The following is a 17,674-nucleotide window of genomic DNA, read 5'->3' as shown; positions in this document are numbered from 1 at the left end:
GAGGCCATCACATCCAACATCAATGTCGCCTGACACTCCGCTTTCGCGAGCAAGCTCGCTCCCACATTTAAAGCTTCAACTCAGCCCCAGCTCCCGCCAGATCCGCAATACCTGCCGACGCTCATCCACGAACTGGTCGCCTGCGATCACCCCGGCATCTTTCTGCAAGGCCTGGCGGTGGGCGGCGGAGCGGTAGGCTTTGTAGGCTTCGCGCAACAGCGTGGCATCTTCGGCCGGCATCAACCCGAGCTCTTGCAACCCGTCCAGGATGCGGATGTTATCGGTGTAACGCACCAGCGATGGATGCTCTTGGGACCACGCCAGGGCCGCGTATTGCACCATAAATTCAATATCGACGATACCTCCGGCGTCCTGCTTGAGGTCGAAGGGCGCCGTGGCCTCGAAGGCATTCGCCGCGGTCCCGGCGGCGGTGGCCTTGCTGCCAAGGTTGTCGCGCATCTTGGCACGCATCTCGCTGACTTCCTGGCGCAGCGTCGGCAAGTCACGCTTGCGTCCCAGTATCTGGACGCGGACCTTCTCGAACGCTTGGCCCACATCCTGGCTGCCCACCAGCACACGGGCTCGCACCAGCGCCTGATGCTCCCAGGTCCAGGCTTCGTTCTCCTGGTAACGGGCAAACGCCCCGAGGGAGCTGACCAGCAGCCCCGACGCCCCGGAAGGCCGCAGGCGCATGTCCACTTCATACAGCTGCCCGGAGTTGGTCTGGGCCGTCAGCAGGTGAATGATCCGCTGACCGAGCCGGGTAAAGAACTGCGCGCCATCGATGGGTTTCGGGCCGTCGGTTTCCGCCTGCGGGTCGCCATCGTGGATGAACACCAGGTCCAGGTCGGAACCATGCCCCAATTCCAGGCCGCCGACTTTCCCATAACCGACAATAATGAAGCCCGGATCACACAGGCTGCCGTCGGTGCGCAATGGCACGCCGTGCTTGGCGGCCGTCTGGCGCCAGGCCAGGGCCAGCACTTGCTCGAGAATCGCCTCGGCCAGCCAGGTCAGGTAATCGCTGACCTTCATCAGCGGCAGGCTGCCGGCGATTTCCGAAGCCGCCACCCGCAAGCGGTGCGCCAGCTTGAAATGCCGCAACGCCTCCATTTGCTGCTCCAGGTCATCCTCGGGGATGCGCGTCAGGCGCTCACGCAACTCCGCGGCCAACTCCGGCGCCAGGGGCGGCTTGAACAGCCGCCCCTCGTTGAGCAACTCATCGAGCAGCAACGGGAAACGGGTGATTTGCTCAGCAATCCATGGGCTCGCCGCGCACAGCGTCAGCAAGCGCCGCAGGGCTCCGGGGTTTTCCGTCAACAACACCAGGTAGGCCGAACGGCGGGCCACGGCCTCCACCAAGGGCAGTACCCGCTCCAGCACCAAGTCTGGATCAGCATGCTCCACGGCCTGGGCCAGCAGGCGTGGAATGAATGCATCCAGGCGCTCGCGCCCCAAGCGCTGCATGGCGCGCAATTGCGGGCTGGCGCGCAGGGCGGCCAGGGCCTTGAGGGCTTTGGGCGCATCGGTGAAGCCGCCCTCTTCCAACTGACGGCACGCCGCCCCTTCATCCTGGCTGTCTTCCCACAATGGCAACCATTCGCCGCCCACCACCACTTCGCTTTCACCGCCCTCTTCTTCATCCGGGTCGGCGATGACCTGGCCGAAATGCCAGGCCACGCGCCCGCGCCAGTACATCAACTGCTCGTGAAAGGCCGACCAGTCGGCGAACCCCAGCATGAATGCAATGCGTGCCTGATCCTGCGGGCTGTCCGGGAGCATCTGGGTCTGGCGGTCGGCGATGGCCTGGATCGCATGCTCGGTATAGCGCAGGAACTCATAGCCCTGGCGCAGCTCGTCGATCACCTTGGCCGGCAGGTACCCCTGGCCCTCCAGGGTGCTCAACACTTTGAGCAGCGGGCGCTGCTGCAAGCTCAAGTCCCGACCGCCATGGATCAGTTGGAACGCCTGGGCAATGAACTCCACCTCGCGAATGCCGCCCGAGCCCAGCTTGATGTTGTCGGCCATGCCCTTGCGCCGCACCTCCTGCTGGATCAGTTGCTTCATGGTGCGCAGCGCTTCGATGGCGGAAAAATCCAGGTAACGCCGATAGACGAACGGGCGCAGCATGTCGAGCAATTGCGCGCCGGCCACCTGGTCGCCCGCCACCACCCGCGCCTTGATCATGGCGTAGCGCTCCCAGTCGCGGCCCTGGTCCTGGTAATACTGCTCCAGGGCATTGAAGCTCAACACCAGCGCACCGGCCGAGCCGTAGGGGCGCAGGCGCATGTCGACGCGGAACACGAAGCCGTCGACGGTCATCGGGTCCAGGGCCTTGATCAGGCGCTGGCCGACACGGATGAAAAATTCCTGGTTATCCAGCGGCCGCTTGACGCCCACGGTTTCGCCGCCCTCGGGGTAGGCGAAGATCAGGTCGATGTCCGACGACAGGTTCAGCTCCACGGCACCCAGCTTGCCCATGCCCAGGATGACCATCTGCTGCGGCTCGCCGCTGCGCCGTCCGGTGGGCGTACCGAATTGCTGGCTGAGGCGCTGGTACAACCAGTGGTAAGCCTGGTCGATGCAGGTGTCGGCCATGTCCGAAAGATCGCGACAGGTCTGGACCAGATCGGCCTGACGGTTCAGGTCGCGCCAGATGATCCGTACCTGCTGGCGGGTACGCTGGCGGCGCAGGACGCGACCCAGTTCGTCTTCGGTTTCGGCGGCCTGCACGGCGGCGGCAATCTGCGCGCGCATTTCACCGGGCGCCAGGCTGCGGTCCAGCTCGCCGCTGCGTACCAGCTCCAGCAGCATCGCCGGGTCACGGACACTCTGCTCGATGACAAAGTCGCTGGCGGCGGCAATACGGCTGAACGCTTCCCAGCGTTGCGGGGTCCAGGCCGACAGCCCGCGATCGTCGTCGAGGGAGGCGACCGCCGCACGGAACGACTGCTCGGCACGGTTGACCAATGACTGGAGAATGGCCGGTACCATTTCCGGTATTGGGGCAAGCGAAGGCAGGCTCATGGTCTATCCTTGATCGGCGCGGGAGAGGCTGGATGTAGTGTTTTTTCAGAAGACACTACCTGATCGACTGTCGAACAAAGATGATAAATAGCTGAAAATCTGATTTTATTGGCAGCCGGCATCAAGTTTTTACCTGTTCGAGTTGGCTAAAGACCAACAGTAACGATTATTCTCACAACGAAATGAGGGGCCATACGCCGCTCATGTGTAGTTTTACTACTCGTCTATACATTCGAAAGGCTGAAACGGCCGACGATTTGTAGTAAAACTACACGCCGCCGAAACAACCTTCGGCAATCCAAGAATTTATATCGTCTGCCCACAAGGCCAGTCGCAAACTCAGGCAACCGATTCTGGTAGCCTTTCCGCCCTGGAGCAAGCCATGCAAGACCTCGATCCCGTCGAAACCCAGGAATGGCTGGACGCCCTGGAATCGGTTCTCGACAAAGAAGGCGAAGACCGTGCTCATTATCTGATGACCCGTATGGGCGAACTCGCGACCCGCAGCGGCTCGCAACTGCCCTACGCCATCACCACGCCGTACCGCAACACGATCCCCGTTACCCACGAAGCACGCATGCCTGGCGACCTGTTCATGGAACGCCGCATTCGCTCGCTGGTACGCTGGAACGCGTTGGCCATGGTCATGCGTACCAACCTGAAAGATTCTGACCTGGGCGGTCACATCTCCAGCTTCGCCTCCAGCGCGACGCTGTATGACATCGGCTTCAACTACTTCTTCCAGGCCCCGACCGACGAACACGGCGGCGACCTGATCTACTTCCAGGGTCACGCATCGCCAGGCGTCTACGCCCGTGCGTTCATGGAAGGCCGCATCACCGAAGACCAGATGAACAACTTCCGCCAGGAAGTGGACGGCAACGGCCTGTCCTCGTACCCGCACCCTTGGCTGATGCCGGACTTCTGGCAGTTCCCGACCGTGTCCATGGGCCTGGGCCCGATCCAGGCGATCTACCAGGCGCGCTTCATGAAGTACCTGGAAGCCCGCGGTTTCATCCAGCCAGGCAAGCAGAAAGTCTGGTGCTTCATGGGCGACGGCGAGTGCGACGAGCCGGAATCCCTGGGCGCGATCTCCCTGGCCGGCCGCGAGAAGCTGGACAACCTGATCTTCGTCATCAACTGCAACCTGCAGCGCCTCGACGGCCCGGTTCGCGGCAACGCCAAGATCATCCAGGAACTCGAAGGCGTGTTCCGTGGTGCCCAGTGGAACGTCAACAAAGTCATCTGGGGCCGCTTCTGGGACCCACTGCTGGCCAAGGACGTCGACGGCATCCTGCAACGCCGCATGGACGAAGTCATCGACGGCGAGTACCAGAACTACAAGGCCAAGGACGGCGCGTTCGTCCGCGAGCACTTCTTCAACTCGCCTGAACTCAAGGCCATGGTTGCCGATCTGTCCGACGACGAGATCTGGAAACTCAACCGTGGCGGCCACGACCCGTACAAGGTCTACGCGGCGTATCACCAGGCGGTCAATCACAAAGAACAGCCGACCGTCATCCTGGCCAAGACCATCAAGGGTTATGGCACCGGTGCCGGCGAAGCGAAGAACACTGCGCACAACACCAAGAAAGTCGATGTCGACAGCCTGAAGTTGTTCCGCGACCGCTTCGACATTCCGGTCAAGGACAGCGAGCTGGAAAACCTGCCGTTCTTCAAGCCCGAAGAAGGCAGCGCCGAAGCCCGTTACCTGGCCGAGCGCCGTGCCGCACTGGGCGGTTTCGTGCCCCAGCGCCGCGCCAAGAGCTTCAGCGTCCCGACCCCGCCACTGGAGACCCTCAAGGCGATCCTGGACGGTTCGGGCGACCGTGAAATCTCCACCACCATGGCCTTCGTGCGGATCCTCGCGCAATTGGTCAAGGACAAGGAAATCGGCCAGCGCATCGTCCCGATCATCCCGGACGAAGCCCGTACCTTCGGTATGGAAGGCATGTTCCGTCAGTTGGGCATCTACTCGTCCGTCGGCCAGCTCTACGAGCCAGTCGATAAAGACCAGGTGATGTTCTACCGCGAAGACAAGAAGGGCCAGATCCTCGAAGAAGGCATCAACGAAGCGGGCGCCATGAGTTCCTTCATTGCCGCCGGTACTTCGTACTCCAGCCACAACCAGCCGATGCTGCCGTTCTACATCTTCTACTCGATGTTCGGCTTCCAGCGTATCGGCGACCTGGCCTGGGCCGCTGGCGACAGCCGTACCCGTGGTTTCCTGATCGGCGGCACCGCCGGCCGCACCACGCTGAACGGCGAAGGCCTGCAGCACGAAGACGGCCACAGCCACATGCTGGCCGGGACCATCCCGAACTGCCGCACCTATGATCCGACCTACGGCTACGAGCTGGCGGTGATCATCCAGGACGGCATGAAGAAGATGACCGAAGAGCAACAGGACGTCTTCTACTACATCACCGTGATGAACGAGTCCTACCAGCAGCCAGCCATGCCGGCCGGTGTCGAGGCAGGCATCGTCAAGGGCATGTACCTGCTCGAGGAAGACACCCGCGAAGCGGCGCACCACGTCCAGTTGATGGGCTCGGGCACCATCCTGCGCGAAGTGCGCGAGGCAGCGAAGATCCTGCGTGAAGAGTTCAACGTCGGCGCCGACGTCTGGAGCGTCACCAGCTTCAACGAACTGCGTCGCGACGGCCTGGCCGTAGAGCGCAGCAACCGCCTGCATCCTGGCCAGAAGCCAAAGCTGAGCTACGTCGAAGAGTGCCTGAACGGCCGCAAAGGTCCGGTCATCGCCTCTACCGACTACATGAAGCTGTTCGCCGAGCAGATCCGCCAGTGGGTTCCTTCCAAGGAATTCAAAGTGCTGGGCACCGACGGTTTCGGCCGTAGCGACAGTCGCAAGAAGCTGCGTCACTTCTTCGAAGTCGACCGTAAGTTCGTTGTGTTGGCAGCCCTGGAAGCCCTGGCTGACCGTGGCGATATCGAACCTAAAGTGGTGGCCGAAGCCATCGCCAAGTTCGGCATCGATCCGGAAAAACGCAACCCACTGGACTGCTGAGGAGAATTTTCGTGAGCGAACTCATTCGCGTACCTGACATCGGCAGCGGTGAAGGTGAAGTAATTGAACTGTTTGTGAAGGTCGGCGACCGTATCGAAGCCGACCAGAGCATCCTGACGCTTGAATCGGACAAGGCCAGCATGGAAGTGCCTGCGCCGAAGGCCGGTGTCATCAAGAGCCTGAAAGTGAAGCTGGGCGACCGCCTGAAAGAAGGCGACGAACTGCTGGAGCTGGAAGTCGAGGGCGCCGCTGCGGCGCCTGAAGCAGCCGCTCCTGCTGCCCCGGCCGCGGCTGAAAAGCCTGCCGCCGCACCAGTTGCCGAAGCGGCTCCCGCTCCGGCAGCCGCCCCTGCCGCGGCCACGGTCCAGGACATTCATGTCCCGGACATCGGTTCGTCGGGCAAGGCCAAGATCATCGAAGTACTGGTCAAGGTCGGCGACACCGTCGAAGCCGACCAGTCGCTGATCACCCTGGAATCCGACAAGGCCAGCATGGAAATCCCGTCGCCGGCCGCCGGTGTGGTGGAAAGCGTCGAGATCAAGCTGGAAGACGAAGTCGGCACCGGCGACCTGATCCTGAAGCTCAAAGTGGCGGGTGCCTCGGCACCAGCCGCGCCAGCCCCGGCCGCTGCACCTGCCGCCAAGGCTGAAGCAGCTCCAGCGCCTGCCGCCGCGCCTGCCGCCAAGGCCGAAGCAGCGCCTGCTCCTGTCGCCGCGGCGCCTGCGCCAAGCGGTGCCAAGGTGCACGCCGGCCCGGCGGTGCGTCAGCTGGCCCGGGAATTCGGTGTCGAGCTGTCGGCCGTTGGCCCAAGCGGCCCGCACGGTCGTGTGCTCAAGGAAGACGTGCAAGCCTACGTCAAGGCCATGATGCAGAAGGCCAAGAACGCACCGGCCGAAGGCGCCACTGGCGGCGCGGGCATCCCGCCGATCCCGGCAGTGGACTTCAGCCGCTTCGGTGAAACCGAAGAAGTGGCCATGACTCGCCTGATGCAGATCGGCGCGTCGAGCCTGCACCGTAGCTGGTTGAACATTCCGCACGTGACTCAGTTCGACCAGGCCGACATCACCGAGCTGGAAGCTTTCCGCGTCGCGCAGAAAGCCGTGGCGGAAAAGGCCGGCGTGAAGCTGACCGTGCTGCCACTGTTGCTCAAGGCTTGTGCGCACCTGCTCAAGGAACTGCCGGACTTCAACAGCTCCCTGGCCCCAAGCGGCAAGGCTGTGATCCGCAAGAAATACGTGCACATCGGCTTTGCCGTCGACACCCCGGAAGGCCTGCTGGTACCGGTCATCCGCAACGTCGACCAGAAGAGCTTGCTGCAACTGGCTGGCGAAGCCGCTGCCCTGGCCGAAAAAGCCCGGAACAAGAAGCTCACCGCCGACGACATGCAGGGCGCTTGCTTCACCATCTCCAGCCTCGGCCACATTGGCGGCACCGGCTTCACGCCGATCGTCAACGCGCCGGAAGTGGCGATCCTGGGTGTTTCCAAGGCCACCATCCAGCCAGTCTGGGACGGTAAGGCCTTCCAGCCGAAGCTGATGCTGCCACTGTCGCTGTCCTACGATCACCGTGTGATCAACGGCGCCGCCGCTGCACGCTTCACCAAGCGCTTGAGCGACTTGCTGGGCGACATCCGCACCATCCTGCTGTAACACCGGGCGGCCCTCCCTTGGGGAGGGCCATTCGGAACACCGTTTTCCGAGCGCCACGCTCGTACCTCAACCCCGTCCGTTTGGCGGGGCTTTTTTTTGCCTGGCATTCAAGCCATGTGCATGGATGTGGCGGCCTCATCGCGAGCAAGCTCGCTCCCACAGTGGATTTGCGGTGTTCCTGTGGGAGCGAGCTTGCTCGCGATAGCGGTATTTCCTACCCAGCAAGTTTTAAATGACTACACCACCTGTTGGTCATTACCCACAACTTGCGCCCCCTTCCCCGTCGATATTTATGGCGCGCCGGGCTTTAGCATCAACACCGCCAAGGCCACTTGATGCTGGCACCCACCGTCTAAAACTTCGAATGGATTCGAATATGTTCAAACCTACCGTCGGCCCCATTGTCGGGCACACGACCACTGACCACGCCCGGATATTCCTGCGGGGCGATCACGGCAACAACCGGGTATTCGCCGGTATCCGACACCGGCGCCGAGGGGACACGCGCTGGTCAAAAGGGCACTTTGTCCAATTGAAGGCCTACCGCGACATGTCCGATGTCATCGTGCTGAAAGACCTTCAACCCGACACCGCCTACGAATACCAGGCCGGCTGGCTCAGCCCCTTGAGCCCGACCCATACCGTGGAAACCATCCAGGAACTGCCACTGCAATGGCCTCGGAACACCTATTGCTTGCACACGCCGGCCGACAAACCCGATACGCCACGGGCTTATATCGTGGGCTCATGTCGCTACTTGCGGATCGCCGCCAGCACCCCGTTACTTCCCAGCCTGGGGGATCGCACCTTTGCCGGCATCAATCGCATCGTCGAACAGGCCGACCCGCCGATCAGCGCGGTGTTGATGACCGGAGACCAGGTTTATCTCGATGACTTGAATATCATCGGCCCGGACCGAAGCTATAAACACATTCTCTTCAGATACCGAACGGTATTTACCCAGCCGCACATCAGCAAGCTGATGTCTGGCACGCCGACCTACATGATCCTCGACGACCATGAAATCGAAGACAACTGGCCCGCCAGGAAAACCGGCCACGACGACGTCCTGTATGCCAATGCCATGAGCGCTTATGGGCTTTACCAGGCCAGCCATGGGCCCGCCCATGAACTGTCGAGCGACGGAACATTGAACAAGCCGCTGACCCGCTACTGGTACACCTTTGCCCATGGCGATATCCACTGGTTCGTCACCGACAGCCGGACGCAACGCAACCTGTCGGCGGACGATCGGCGCATCCTCGACGCGGAACAGGAACAATCCCTGCTCGAATGGCTCGTCAACAGCCCCGCCCGGGTCAAGCTCGTCGTCACCAGCGTGATGTTTTTCCCTGACCGCCAGCGCAATGACGGCGATGCCTGGCAGGCCTTCCCGGAACAACGCCTGCGCCTGTTGGAAACCATCCGCCGCCATCGGATCAAAAACGTGGTGTTCATCTCGGGCGACGTCCACGGTTCCATGACCAGCCGCCTGCGTCACACGCAGGATCCTGATTTCGAGGTCAACACCGTCGTTTCCTCGCCGTTCTACAACAGCAAATTGCTGCCTTTTGCAAAAGCCGCGGATTTTATTTTCCACAAGCCCATGGCCCGCACGGACAGCGGTGAGTACCGCTATGAACTGACCAGCGAAGTGGTGAGCCAGGACAACTTCGCCCGCCTGCAGGTCACGGCGCAGAGCCTTCACGTCACCTTCCACGACCGTGACGGCGAGCCCTTGCAGACGATCGATATTGCGCTGCGATGAACTTCCATGCCCTCTGATCGGCTGGCGACTGGAGAAATCCCTTTGTCGGCCGATAAAAGGTTTATAGCACTTGGCCTTCATCTCTCTTGTCAGCCAGTGCCGCAATGATGCAACCTTGCGCCAATCCGTAATAACGAGGGCGTCAGCCCGGCGCGATCAGCATTTTCGAAGCGAGTTTCCCCATGAAAAGCCAACCCGATGCCGCCAGCCGTATGGCGGCCGAGGTAGTGACGCAGTTACCGGTGCCCGCGCGGCTCGGTATGCTGCGTTTCGAACGGCTGAATGAAGCTAGCTGGGCGCTGTTGTTTCTCGATCCCAACTGCGAGCGACACTTCGGCCTGCCGGCGGTAGAACTGTGCTCGCTGGTCAGCTCGCCCTACGCCAGCCTGATGGAACCCGAAGCGCGCTATCAATTGCACGACGCCATCCAGCAGCAACTGGCCCAGGCCGCGCATTACCAGATTCGCTACACGCTCCATACCGCCAAGGGCCCGATGAATGTGCTGGAGACGGGCGAAGCCTACAGACAGCACAATCGTCATCTGCTGCGCGGTTACCTGCTGGTGGTGGACAATTTGCTGCAAAGCGAACCCTCCCTGCCGGCCCTGGACCTGGAAACCCAGAACTCGCGCCTGCAGATCGCCCTGGAACTGAACCAGCGCGCCCAGCAAGAGCAGCTCCAGCACCTGGACCGGGTACGCGCCCAACAAGACCTCATCCTGCTATTGACCCGCCAACGCTACAGCGCCAACAACTCCCTGCTCGAAGCGGCCGAACTCATCACCCGCAGCGCCTGCGACATCTACCAGATCGACTGCGCCAGTATCTGGAACCTGGACGACGGCAAACTGGTGCCGATTTCCGCCTACAACCGCGCCTCCCAGGAATACTTCCTGCCGGCGGTCATCGACGCCAGCGAGTTTCCCGACTACATGGAGGCGCTGCAGACCTGTCGCGCCATCGACGCCCACAATGCGATGCGCGACCCGCGCACCCGGGAAATGGCCGAGAGCCTGCGCGCCCGCGACGTCAACGCCATCCTCGACGCCAGCGTGCGCATCGACGGCCAAGTGGTGGGCGTGCTGTGCCTGGAACAAGTGGGGGCCACCCGCGCCTGGCAGTCGGATGAGATCGCCTTTGCCGGCGAACTGGCGGACCAATTCGCCCAGGTCATCAACAACCACAACCGCCGCACCGCCACCAGTGCCCTGCACCTGTTCCAGCGCGCCGTGGAGCAAAGCGCCAACGCGTTCCTGCTGGTCAATTGCGACGGTGTGGTGGAGTACGTCAACCCAAGCTTCACCGCGATCACCCAGTACACCACCGAGGAAGTCCACGGCCAACGCCTCTCGGAACTGCCGGCCCTGGAGAACCTCAGCGAGCTGCTGTTCGACGCGCCCTCGGCGCTGGCCCAGAGCAACAGTTGGCAGGGCGAGTTCAAGAGCCGGCGCAAGAACCTGGAGCCCTACTGGGGCCAGTTGTCGATCTCCAAGGTCTACGGCGACAACCGCGAGCTGACCCACTACATCGGCATCTACGAAGACATCACCCAGACTAAACTGGCCCAGCAGCGCATCGAGCGCCTGGCCTACACCGACAACCTGACCAACCTGGGCAACCGCCCGGCGTTCATTCGCAACCTCGATGAGCGCTTTGCCCGGGACAGCGACTCGCCCATCAGCCTGCTGCTGGTGGACATCGACAACTTCAAGCGCATCAACGACAGCCTCGGCCACCAGACCGGTGACAAGCTGCTGATCAGCCTGGCCCGGCGCCTGCGCAACAGCCTGAGCCCCAGCGGCAGCCTGGCGCGCTTCGCCAGTAACGAGTTCGCCGTGCTGCTGGACGACACGAGCCTGGAGGCCGGGCAGCAGATTGCCAGCCAATTGCTGATGACCCTCGACAAACCGATGTTCGTCGACAACCAGTTGATCAGCGTGACCGGCTCCGTGGGCCTGGCCTGCGCGCCGCTGCACGGCCGTGATCCGCAGACCCTGATGCGCAACGCCGGTCTCGCCCTGCACAAGGCCAAGGCCAACGGCAAGCATCAGGTCCAGGTGTTCACCGAGGCGCTGAATGCCGAGGCCAGCTACAAGCTGTTCGTCGAAAACAACCTGCGTCGCGCCTTGACCCAGAACGAATTGGACGTGTTCTACCAGCCCAAGCTGTGCCTGCGCAGCGGCCGTCTGCTGGGCATGGAGGCACTGCTGCGCTGGAACCATCCGGAAAAGGGCATGATCCGCCCGGACCAGTTCATCAGCGTGGCCGAAGAAACCGGCCTGATCATCCCCATCGGCAAATGGATCGCCCGCCAGGCCTGCCGGATGAGCAAACAGCTGACCGCGGCCGGCCTGGGCAACCTGCAAGTGGCGATCAACCTGTCGCCCAAGCAGTTCTCCGACCCGGACCTGGTGGCCTCCATCGCCAGCATCCTCAAGGAGGAACAACTGCCGGCCCGCCTGCTGGAACTGGAGTTGACCGAAGGCCTGCTGCTGGAAGCCACCGAAGACACCCACTTGCAGCTCGACCAGCTCAAGCGCCTGGGGCTGACCCTGGCCATGGACGACTTCGGCACCGGGTACTCATCCCTGAGCTACCTGAAAAAATTCCCGATCGACATCATCAAGATCGATCGCAGCTTCATCCATGAGATCCCGGACAACCAGGACGACATGGAAATCACCTCGGCGGTGATCGCCATGGCTCACAACCTGAAACTCAAGGTCGTGGCCGAAGGCATCGAAACCGCCCAGCAACTGACGTTCCTGCGGCGTCACCGCTGCGACGTCGGCCAGGGCTACCTGTTCGACCGTCCCATCCCCGGCGCGGAGCTGATCGAAAAGCTCAAGCGCTACCCGCGCGGGCCTCTGGTCTGACAGCTGCGTATAGCTTGCGGCGGCTTTTCTGAGGCACACTGACGGTCTACTTCGCTCAATTCAATCTGACTGAGAGGACTGATAATGGTCTTGCGCTCGGAAATCCTGGTGAATAAAAACGTGCTTCCTACTCAAGAACAAGCCCTGCCTGGCCGTGAAACCCCGATGACCGTGCCGGACAAACACTTCGTCCTCGACGCGCCCCTGCTGGGCCCGTTTGCCATGGACGTGGATTTCGCGATCTTCGGCCTCGGCTGCTTCTGGGGCGCGGAACGCAAGTTCTGGCAGCGCGAAGGCGTGGTCAGTACCGCGGTGGGTTACGCCGGTGGTTTCACCCCGAACCCGACGTACGAAGAAGTCTGCTCGGGCCTTACCGGCCACAGCGAAGTGGTGCTGGTGGTCTACGAGCCTGCGAAAGTCAGCTACGAACAGCTTCTGAAGATGTTCTGGGAACTGCACAACCCGACCCAGGGCATGCGCCAGGGGAACGACATCGGCACCCAGTACCGTTCGGTGATCTATGCCACCAACCCGGACCAACTGGCGGCGGCCAAACACAGCGAGCAAGTCTTCCAGGCTGAGTTGACCAAGGCCGGCAAAGGCACCATCACCACCGAAATCGAAGAAGCACCGACGTTCTATTTCGCCGAGACCTATCACCAGCAGTACCTGGCGAAAAACCCGGAAGGCTATTGCGGGATTGGCGGGACCGGCGTGACCTGCCCGATCTGACTGAAAGCCTGCTCGCGATAGCGGTGGGCCTGGGGCGGAGATGTTGAATGTGCCGCCGTCATCGCGAGCAAGCTCGCTCCCACAGGTGGGTACACCTGGACCCCATGTGGGAGCGAGCTTGCTCGCGATAGCGCCCTTCCAGACGCCAGCAAGGCATCACTCAGCGATCAACCAATCCATCTGCCACCCGCCCTGGGTCTGCCCCAGCTTTTTCGACAGCCACGGCAGCAGCTCACGCAACTCCTCTTCCAGCCCCCACGGCGGATTGGCAATCGCCAGGCCGGAGCCGTTCAGGCTGTTGGGCGTCGCCAGTGGGTGCACCAGCAGCTCCACGCGCAACAGCTTCGGCGCTCCCGTGCCGGCCAGGTCCTGGTAGAAGCGGCGCAACATCCGCTGGTCCTTCACCGGGTACCAGATGGCCGCCACCGTCTGGCGCATCCGGCCAACGGCCTCCTTGAGCGAGGCGGCGCAGCGCTGCATCTCGTCAAGCTGCTCGAAGGGCGGATCGATCAGCATCAAGGCACGCTTTTCGGCCACCGGCAGCAACGCCCGCGGCACATGCCAGCCTTCACCCAGGTGCACCGCCACGCGACGGTCGCCTTTCATGTTGTCCTTGAGCAACACACCGTCTTCAGGGTGCTTTTCGTTGAGCAGCACACGGTCCTGGGGCCGAGTCAGGCGCCGCGCCAGTTCCGGCGAGCCCGGGTAGTAGCGCAGTTGCCCGTCCGGGTTCATCTCGTGCAGCACCTTCATGTAATCGGCAGTCAATGGCGGCAGGTCGCCCTCGCCCCACAACCGCGCAATGCCTTCCAGGTACTCACCGGTACGGTTGGCCTGGTCACCCTGCAAGTCGTACAGCCCGATGCCCGCGTGGGTGTCGAGGTAGGCGAAGGGCTGTTCCTTGCGCGACATCAGCGCGATGAGGCGGGTCAAGGTCAGGTGTTTGAACACGTCGGCGTGATTGCCGGCGTGGAAGGCGTGACGATAATTCATGGCGGCTCCTGCGAAGGGCGACGAGTTTACCTTGAAGCGCGCCGAACGTCAGGGGTTGGCAGCCCGGCGGACACGCCACGATCAGCCCAGCTCCCGCAGCAAGTACGCCTGCAAGGGCGCCTTTGGCGCGACAACCGGCTTCGATCGCTCAAGAAAGTGAGCAATCTTGCGCCGCAGGATGCGCGGGTCGACCCGCTCCCACAGAGACGGATGCTCCTGGCCAAGCCAGGTGAGCAAGTTATCCACCAGACAATTCGTCGGGACCTCGGTCATGGCGTCCAGCAGCGCCACCGGCACTTCCCACCAAGGAAACATCCGCGCCGGCCGCTGGAGGCTTCCCACGAACTCAAGGGATTGAGCGTTGATCAGGCAACGATTGATGACCGGCAGGAGCTCCCCGGCATCCACCGCCGTCGATTGCAGGATCGGTCCCATGAAGCGCCCATCCCAAAAACGCAGGAAAACCGGCTTGCCACCCGGCAACAGCACCTGCGTCACCCCACGCAGATGCTCGGCAAGGGTTTCCTGGCTGGCACACGACACCGCCAGCCAACCCCAATCGAGCGAGTCGGCGGTCGCTATCCAATCAAGAAACCCACAGTCCGCGCGAACAAGCCCTACATAGGGCATGACCGCTTCCCACTCGGCGTACGGCGTGTCGGCCCAGATCGCCGTGGGTGTCGCGGCCATCGAACGGCGCCAGGCCGCCAACGCCCCAGCGCTGCTGGCATTGCTGAAAATGGCGAACAGTTGCTCGGACGCCTGCAACGGATGGTGCTCAAGCCAGGCGCGGGGCGTTTGGCCGCTGTTCATGGGCGCTCCTGTGTGTCGACAGTTTTGTGAAAGACCGATGGCCCTGCGCAGACGCCGTTTCTGCACCGCTCGCACTCCTCGCAGAACGGCGCCGAGCCTTGGAAGCTGAGGATTTGCGCCAGGGAAAGCCGAGGGGCCGGCGCGGCGACCTGCTGCCCGGAGCTGACCGGCGAACCCGCTTCCGCCCCCATGACCGCCATCGGCGTCCCACCGACCTCGATCGACATGCTGCTGAAAATCCCGTCGGCACCAATGTTGATCCAATGACCGCCAGCCTGGAGGGTCACACTGGCGCCAGCCTCCAGGACCACTTGCTGGCCGGCACTGACATGAAACTGCCGGCTGGCGTTCAGGACCTGGCCGGTCACGCGAACATGCCGCTCGCCGCCCACCAGCAGATGATCGTCCTGGCGGACTTCAGCCTGGCGCCGGCCATGGGTAACGCGCTGCTCATCGGCCTTGAGTTCGTGCCGTGCCGTACCGGTGACGACGATGCTGCGCTCGTGATCGACCTGCACCCGCTGGTCGTGCAGCACGTGCTGGGTCCAGTTGCGCTGGGCCCGCAGGTAGATTTCCTCGGCCCCCTTGCGGTCCTCGATACGCAACTCGTTATAGCCTCCCCCACCTGGACTGCTCTGGCTGCGCCAAATACTGCGGGTCTTGTCCGTCGGCAGGTCCAACGGCACCCGGCTGGCGCCGTTGGGCAGGCAACCCACCACCAATGGCTTGTCCACGTCGCCATCGATGAACCCCACCAAAACTTCCATGCCGACCCGGGGAATCAGCACTGCACCATAGTGATCATGGGCCCAACCCGAGGCCACTCGCAGCCAGCAACTGGAATGTTCGTCGCGCTGGCCGTCGCGATCCCAGGCCAGTTGCACCTTGACCCGCCCGAACTCATCGCAATGGATCTCGCTGTCCACCGGCCCGGTCACCACCGCTGACTGATAGCCGTTGGCACGGGGCTTTTCAGGGTGCAGGGGCGGCCGAAAAAACACGTCCCATGGTGTGGCGAGAAAAGTGTTTCTGTAGCCCTGGAATTCATCCGGGCCGGCGGCGGCTGTTTCTTCCAGCACCTGGGGTTGGCGGCCATGATGGTCGATATGCGTCAGGAGCCAGAGATCGTTCCACTGCTCCCTGGGATGGCCCTCGATACGCATGAAATGCCCGCTGACGAAAGCGCTGTCATCGCTGTTGCCCTGCGCCACGCGATGATCGGCGCCGTGACGCTCAAGGGCACGCCGGGCCAGGTGCTTGCCATCGTCCCGGTCGCAGAACCCACCGGGGTAGCGATAGTCCTCGAGCGCTGGCAACTGCCGACTGTCGAGGTGGGTTTGCAACAACAGGCCGGGCTTGCGGAAGTCGTAATCGCGCAACGTTACGGCCGTGGCGCGGGTCTGGAGCCGCACCGCCAAACGCTTGATGGCCGGCGCGTCGGCAGCCATGCCACTGTCCGCCAGGTACAACGTCGATTCGGCCAGGCGGGGGAACCCGGTCTGATCGTCGCCGAACACCAGTAGATGGCCGTCAGGGCGGTGCCGAAAGTGATAGTGGATACCGACTTCGGCACAGATCCGCTCGATGAACGTCAGGTCGCTTTCGGCGTACTGCACACAGTATTCACGCTCGGGATAGTGCCCTGCGAGAATGAACTGGAAGGCCCCCTCCAGGACCCCGTGCTCCTTCAGCACCCGGGCGACGATATCGGGCACGCTCAAATGCTGGAAAATCCGCTGGTTGATGCGGTGGCGCAAGTAGGCCAGGCGCGGCACCAGGCTGACCTGGTAACGGGTCAGGCGTCTGCCCGAATCGCCTTGGGCTACGCTATAGACCTGACCGTGCACGCCCCCTCCCCGACCATCGAACCGCAGGAATGCCTGGCGATGCAGAAGCTCTTCCAGTACCAGGTCGCAGCGCTCGCTGACCAGTTCCACGTCAAAGCGATAGGGCTGGCTGATGGTTTCCTTGCCCTTGAACTCAAGCACCCTGAGTTCATTCGGCCCGCTGTCGAAGGTCAGCGTGAAACGCGGTGGATTGGCAGGCGGGAACATCCGATGTGCCTCTGCTGAATGGAGGCGGGCGATTCTGCACGAGCAGTAGGGGACGTGTATGGGAGGTCAGGAAAAACAGATTTGCCCTACATCCAAGAAGCTAAAAGCTGCAAAGCGTGATGCATTTTCCGATAGACATTCGAAGCATCGCGGCCACCCGCAGCCTTCCTACACGTGAATCAGCCGTTTCTTGCAATGTGCTCGATCTCTGGTCGGGGGTGGGCGTGATAACGTGCTCCTGGTCGCAAAAAAGCAAAGGACGCATGGCATGACGACACGCTACGCAAAAATCGCAATGATCCTGGCACTCGCCGCATTCGCTTTCCTGACCGTATTCAACAACGTCACGGACTACCGCTCCAACTTCAACTTCGTCCAGCACGTGCTGAGTATGGACACCACCTTTCCCGACAATGCCTCCCGGTATCGCGCCATCGATCAACCCTGGATGTGGCATGGTGCGTATTGGCTGATCATCTTCGGCGAAGCGCTGACGTCGGGGCTTTTGGGCTACGGCGCAGTGAAACTGTGGCAGGCACGCCGAGCCGAGGCCGGGGCGTTCGCCCGCGCCAAACGATGGTCCGTGGCCGGTTTGACGGTCGGTTTCTTCGTCTGGTTCTTTGGCTTCATGGTCGTTGGTGGCGAATGGTTTCTGATGTGGCAATCAGAAATCTGGAATGGCCAGGACGCCGCGTTCAGGTTCTATATGGCGATCCTGGGCGTGTTGATCTTTC

At 62.3% G+C, this 17,674-nt stretch carries 10 protein-coding genes; 6 read left to right on the top strand and 4 right to left on the bottom strand.

Features of this window, described 5'->3' with window-relative positions; translation table 11 throughout:
* Positions 1-75: 75 nt before the first annotated feature.
* Complete coding sequence (gene glnE / locus J4E53_RS24520) at positions 76-3,027, bottom strand: bifunctional [glutamate--ammonia ligase]-adenylyl-L-tyrosine phosphorylase/[glutamate--ammonia-ligase] adenylyltransferase (RefSeq protein ID WP_103309968.1); 2,952 nt, start codon at positions 3,025-3,027, stop codon at positions 76-78.
* Between the two features lie 382 nt (positions 3,028-3,409).
* Here glnE and aceE point away from each other — a divergent pair, with 382 nt between their 5' ends.
* From aceE to msrA, 5 genes are all read left to right on the top strand, one after another.
* A complete protein-coding gene (gene aceE / locus J4E53_RS24515; RefSeq protein ID WP_060739476.1) occupies positions 3,410-6,055 on the top strand; it encodes a pyruvate dehydrogenase (acetyl-transferring), homodimeric type in 2,646 nt (881 codons plus the stop codon).
* Positions 6,056-6,066: 11 nt separating this feature from the next.
* Positions 6,067-7,704, top strand: coding sequence for a dihydrolipoyllysine-residue acetyltransferase (gene aceF, locus J4E53_RS24510; RefSeq protein WP_103309966.1), 1,638 nt, complete (start codon positions 6,067-6,069; stop codon positions 7,702-7,704).
* 376 nt (positions 7,705-8,080) lie between these two features.
* On the top strand, positions 8,081-9,472 hold the full coding sequence (locus J4E53_RS24505; RefSeq protein WP_060739478.1) for an alkaline phosphatase D family protein: 1,392 nt from the start codon (positions 8,081-8,083) through the stop codon (positions 9,470-9,472).
* Positions 9,473-9,654: 182 nt separating this feature from the next.
* Positions 9,655-12,348: a bifunctional diguanylate cyclase/phosphodiesterase gene (locus tag J4E53_RS24500; protein ID WP_060739479.1), complete on the top strand. Its 2,694-nt coding sequence runs from the start codon at positions 9,655-9,657 to the stop codon at positions 12,346-12,348.
* An 84-nt stretch (positions 12,349-12,432) separates the two neighbouring features.
* The gene (msrA, locus tag J4E53_RS24495; protein WP_060739480.1) at positions 12,433-13,080 is read left to right on the top strand and encodes a peptide-methionine (S)-S-oxide reductase MsrA; all 648 of its coding nucleotides are present in this window, start codon (positions 12,433-12,435) and stop codon (positions 13,078-13,080) included.
* 156 nt (positions 13,081-13,236) lie between these two features.
* On the opposite strand, the gene J4E53_RS24490 is transcribed toward msrA, so the two are convergent.
* The 3 genes from J4E53_RS24490 to J4E53_RS24480 form a co-directional block, all read right to left on the bottom strand.
* The gene (locus tag J4E53_RS24490) at positions 13,237-14,073 is read right to left on the bottom strand and encodes a 23S rRNA (adenine(2030)-N(6))-methyltransferase RlmJ (protein WP_092444649.1); all 837 of its coding nucleotides are present in this window, start codon (positions 14,071-14,073) and stop codon (positions 13,237-13,239) included.
* A gap of 81 nt (positions 14,074-14,154) precedes the next feature.
* Positions 14,155-14,886 carry a DUF4123 domain-containing protein gene (locus tag J4E53_RS24485; protein ID WP_177431728.1) on the bottom strand — a complete coding sequence of 244 codons (732 nt, stop codon included), beginning with the start codon at positions 14,884-14,886 and terminating at the stop codon, positions 14,155-14,157.
* Positions 14,883-16,940: a type VI secretion system tip protein VgrG gene (locus J4E53_RS24480; RefSeq protein ID WP_103309965.1), complete on the bottom strand. Its 2,058-nt coding sequence runs from the start codon at positions 16,938-16,940 to the stop codon at positions 14,883-14,885. The genes J4E53_RS24485 and J4E53_RS24480 overlap by 4 nt, the downstream gene beginning before the upstream one ends.
* A gap of 268 nt (positions 16,941-17,208) precedes the next feature.
* Between J4E53_RS24480 and J4E53_RS24475 the strand changes: the two genes are divergently transcribed.
* On the top strand, positions 17,209-17,674 hold a 466-nt coding region (locus J4E53_RS24475), incomplete at its 3' end, for a DUF2165 family protein (RefSeq protein WP_207268201.1).

This window comes from Pseudomonas sp. FW305-28 (assembly GCF_017351395.1).
GTDB lineage: Bacteria > Pseudomonadota > Gammaproteobacteria > Pseudomonadales > Pseudomonadaceae > Aquipseudomonas > Aquipseudomonas fluorescens_AA.
This window is presented reverse-complemented; position numbering and strand designations above follow the sequence as displayed.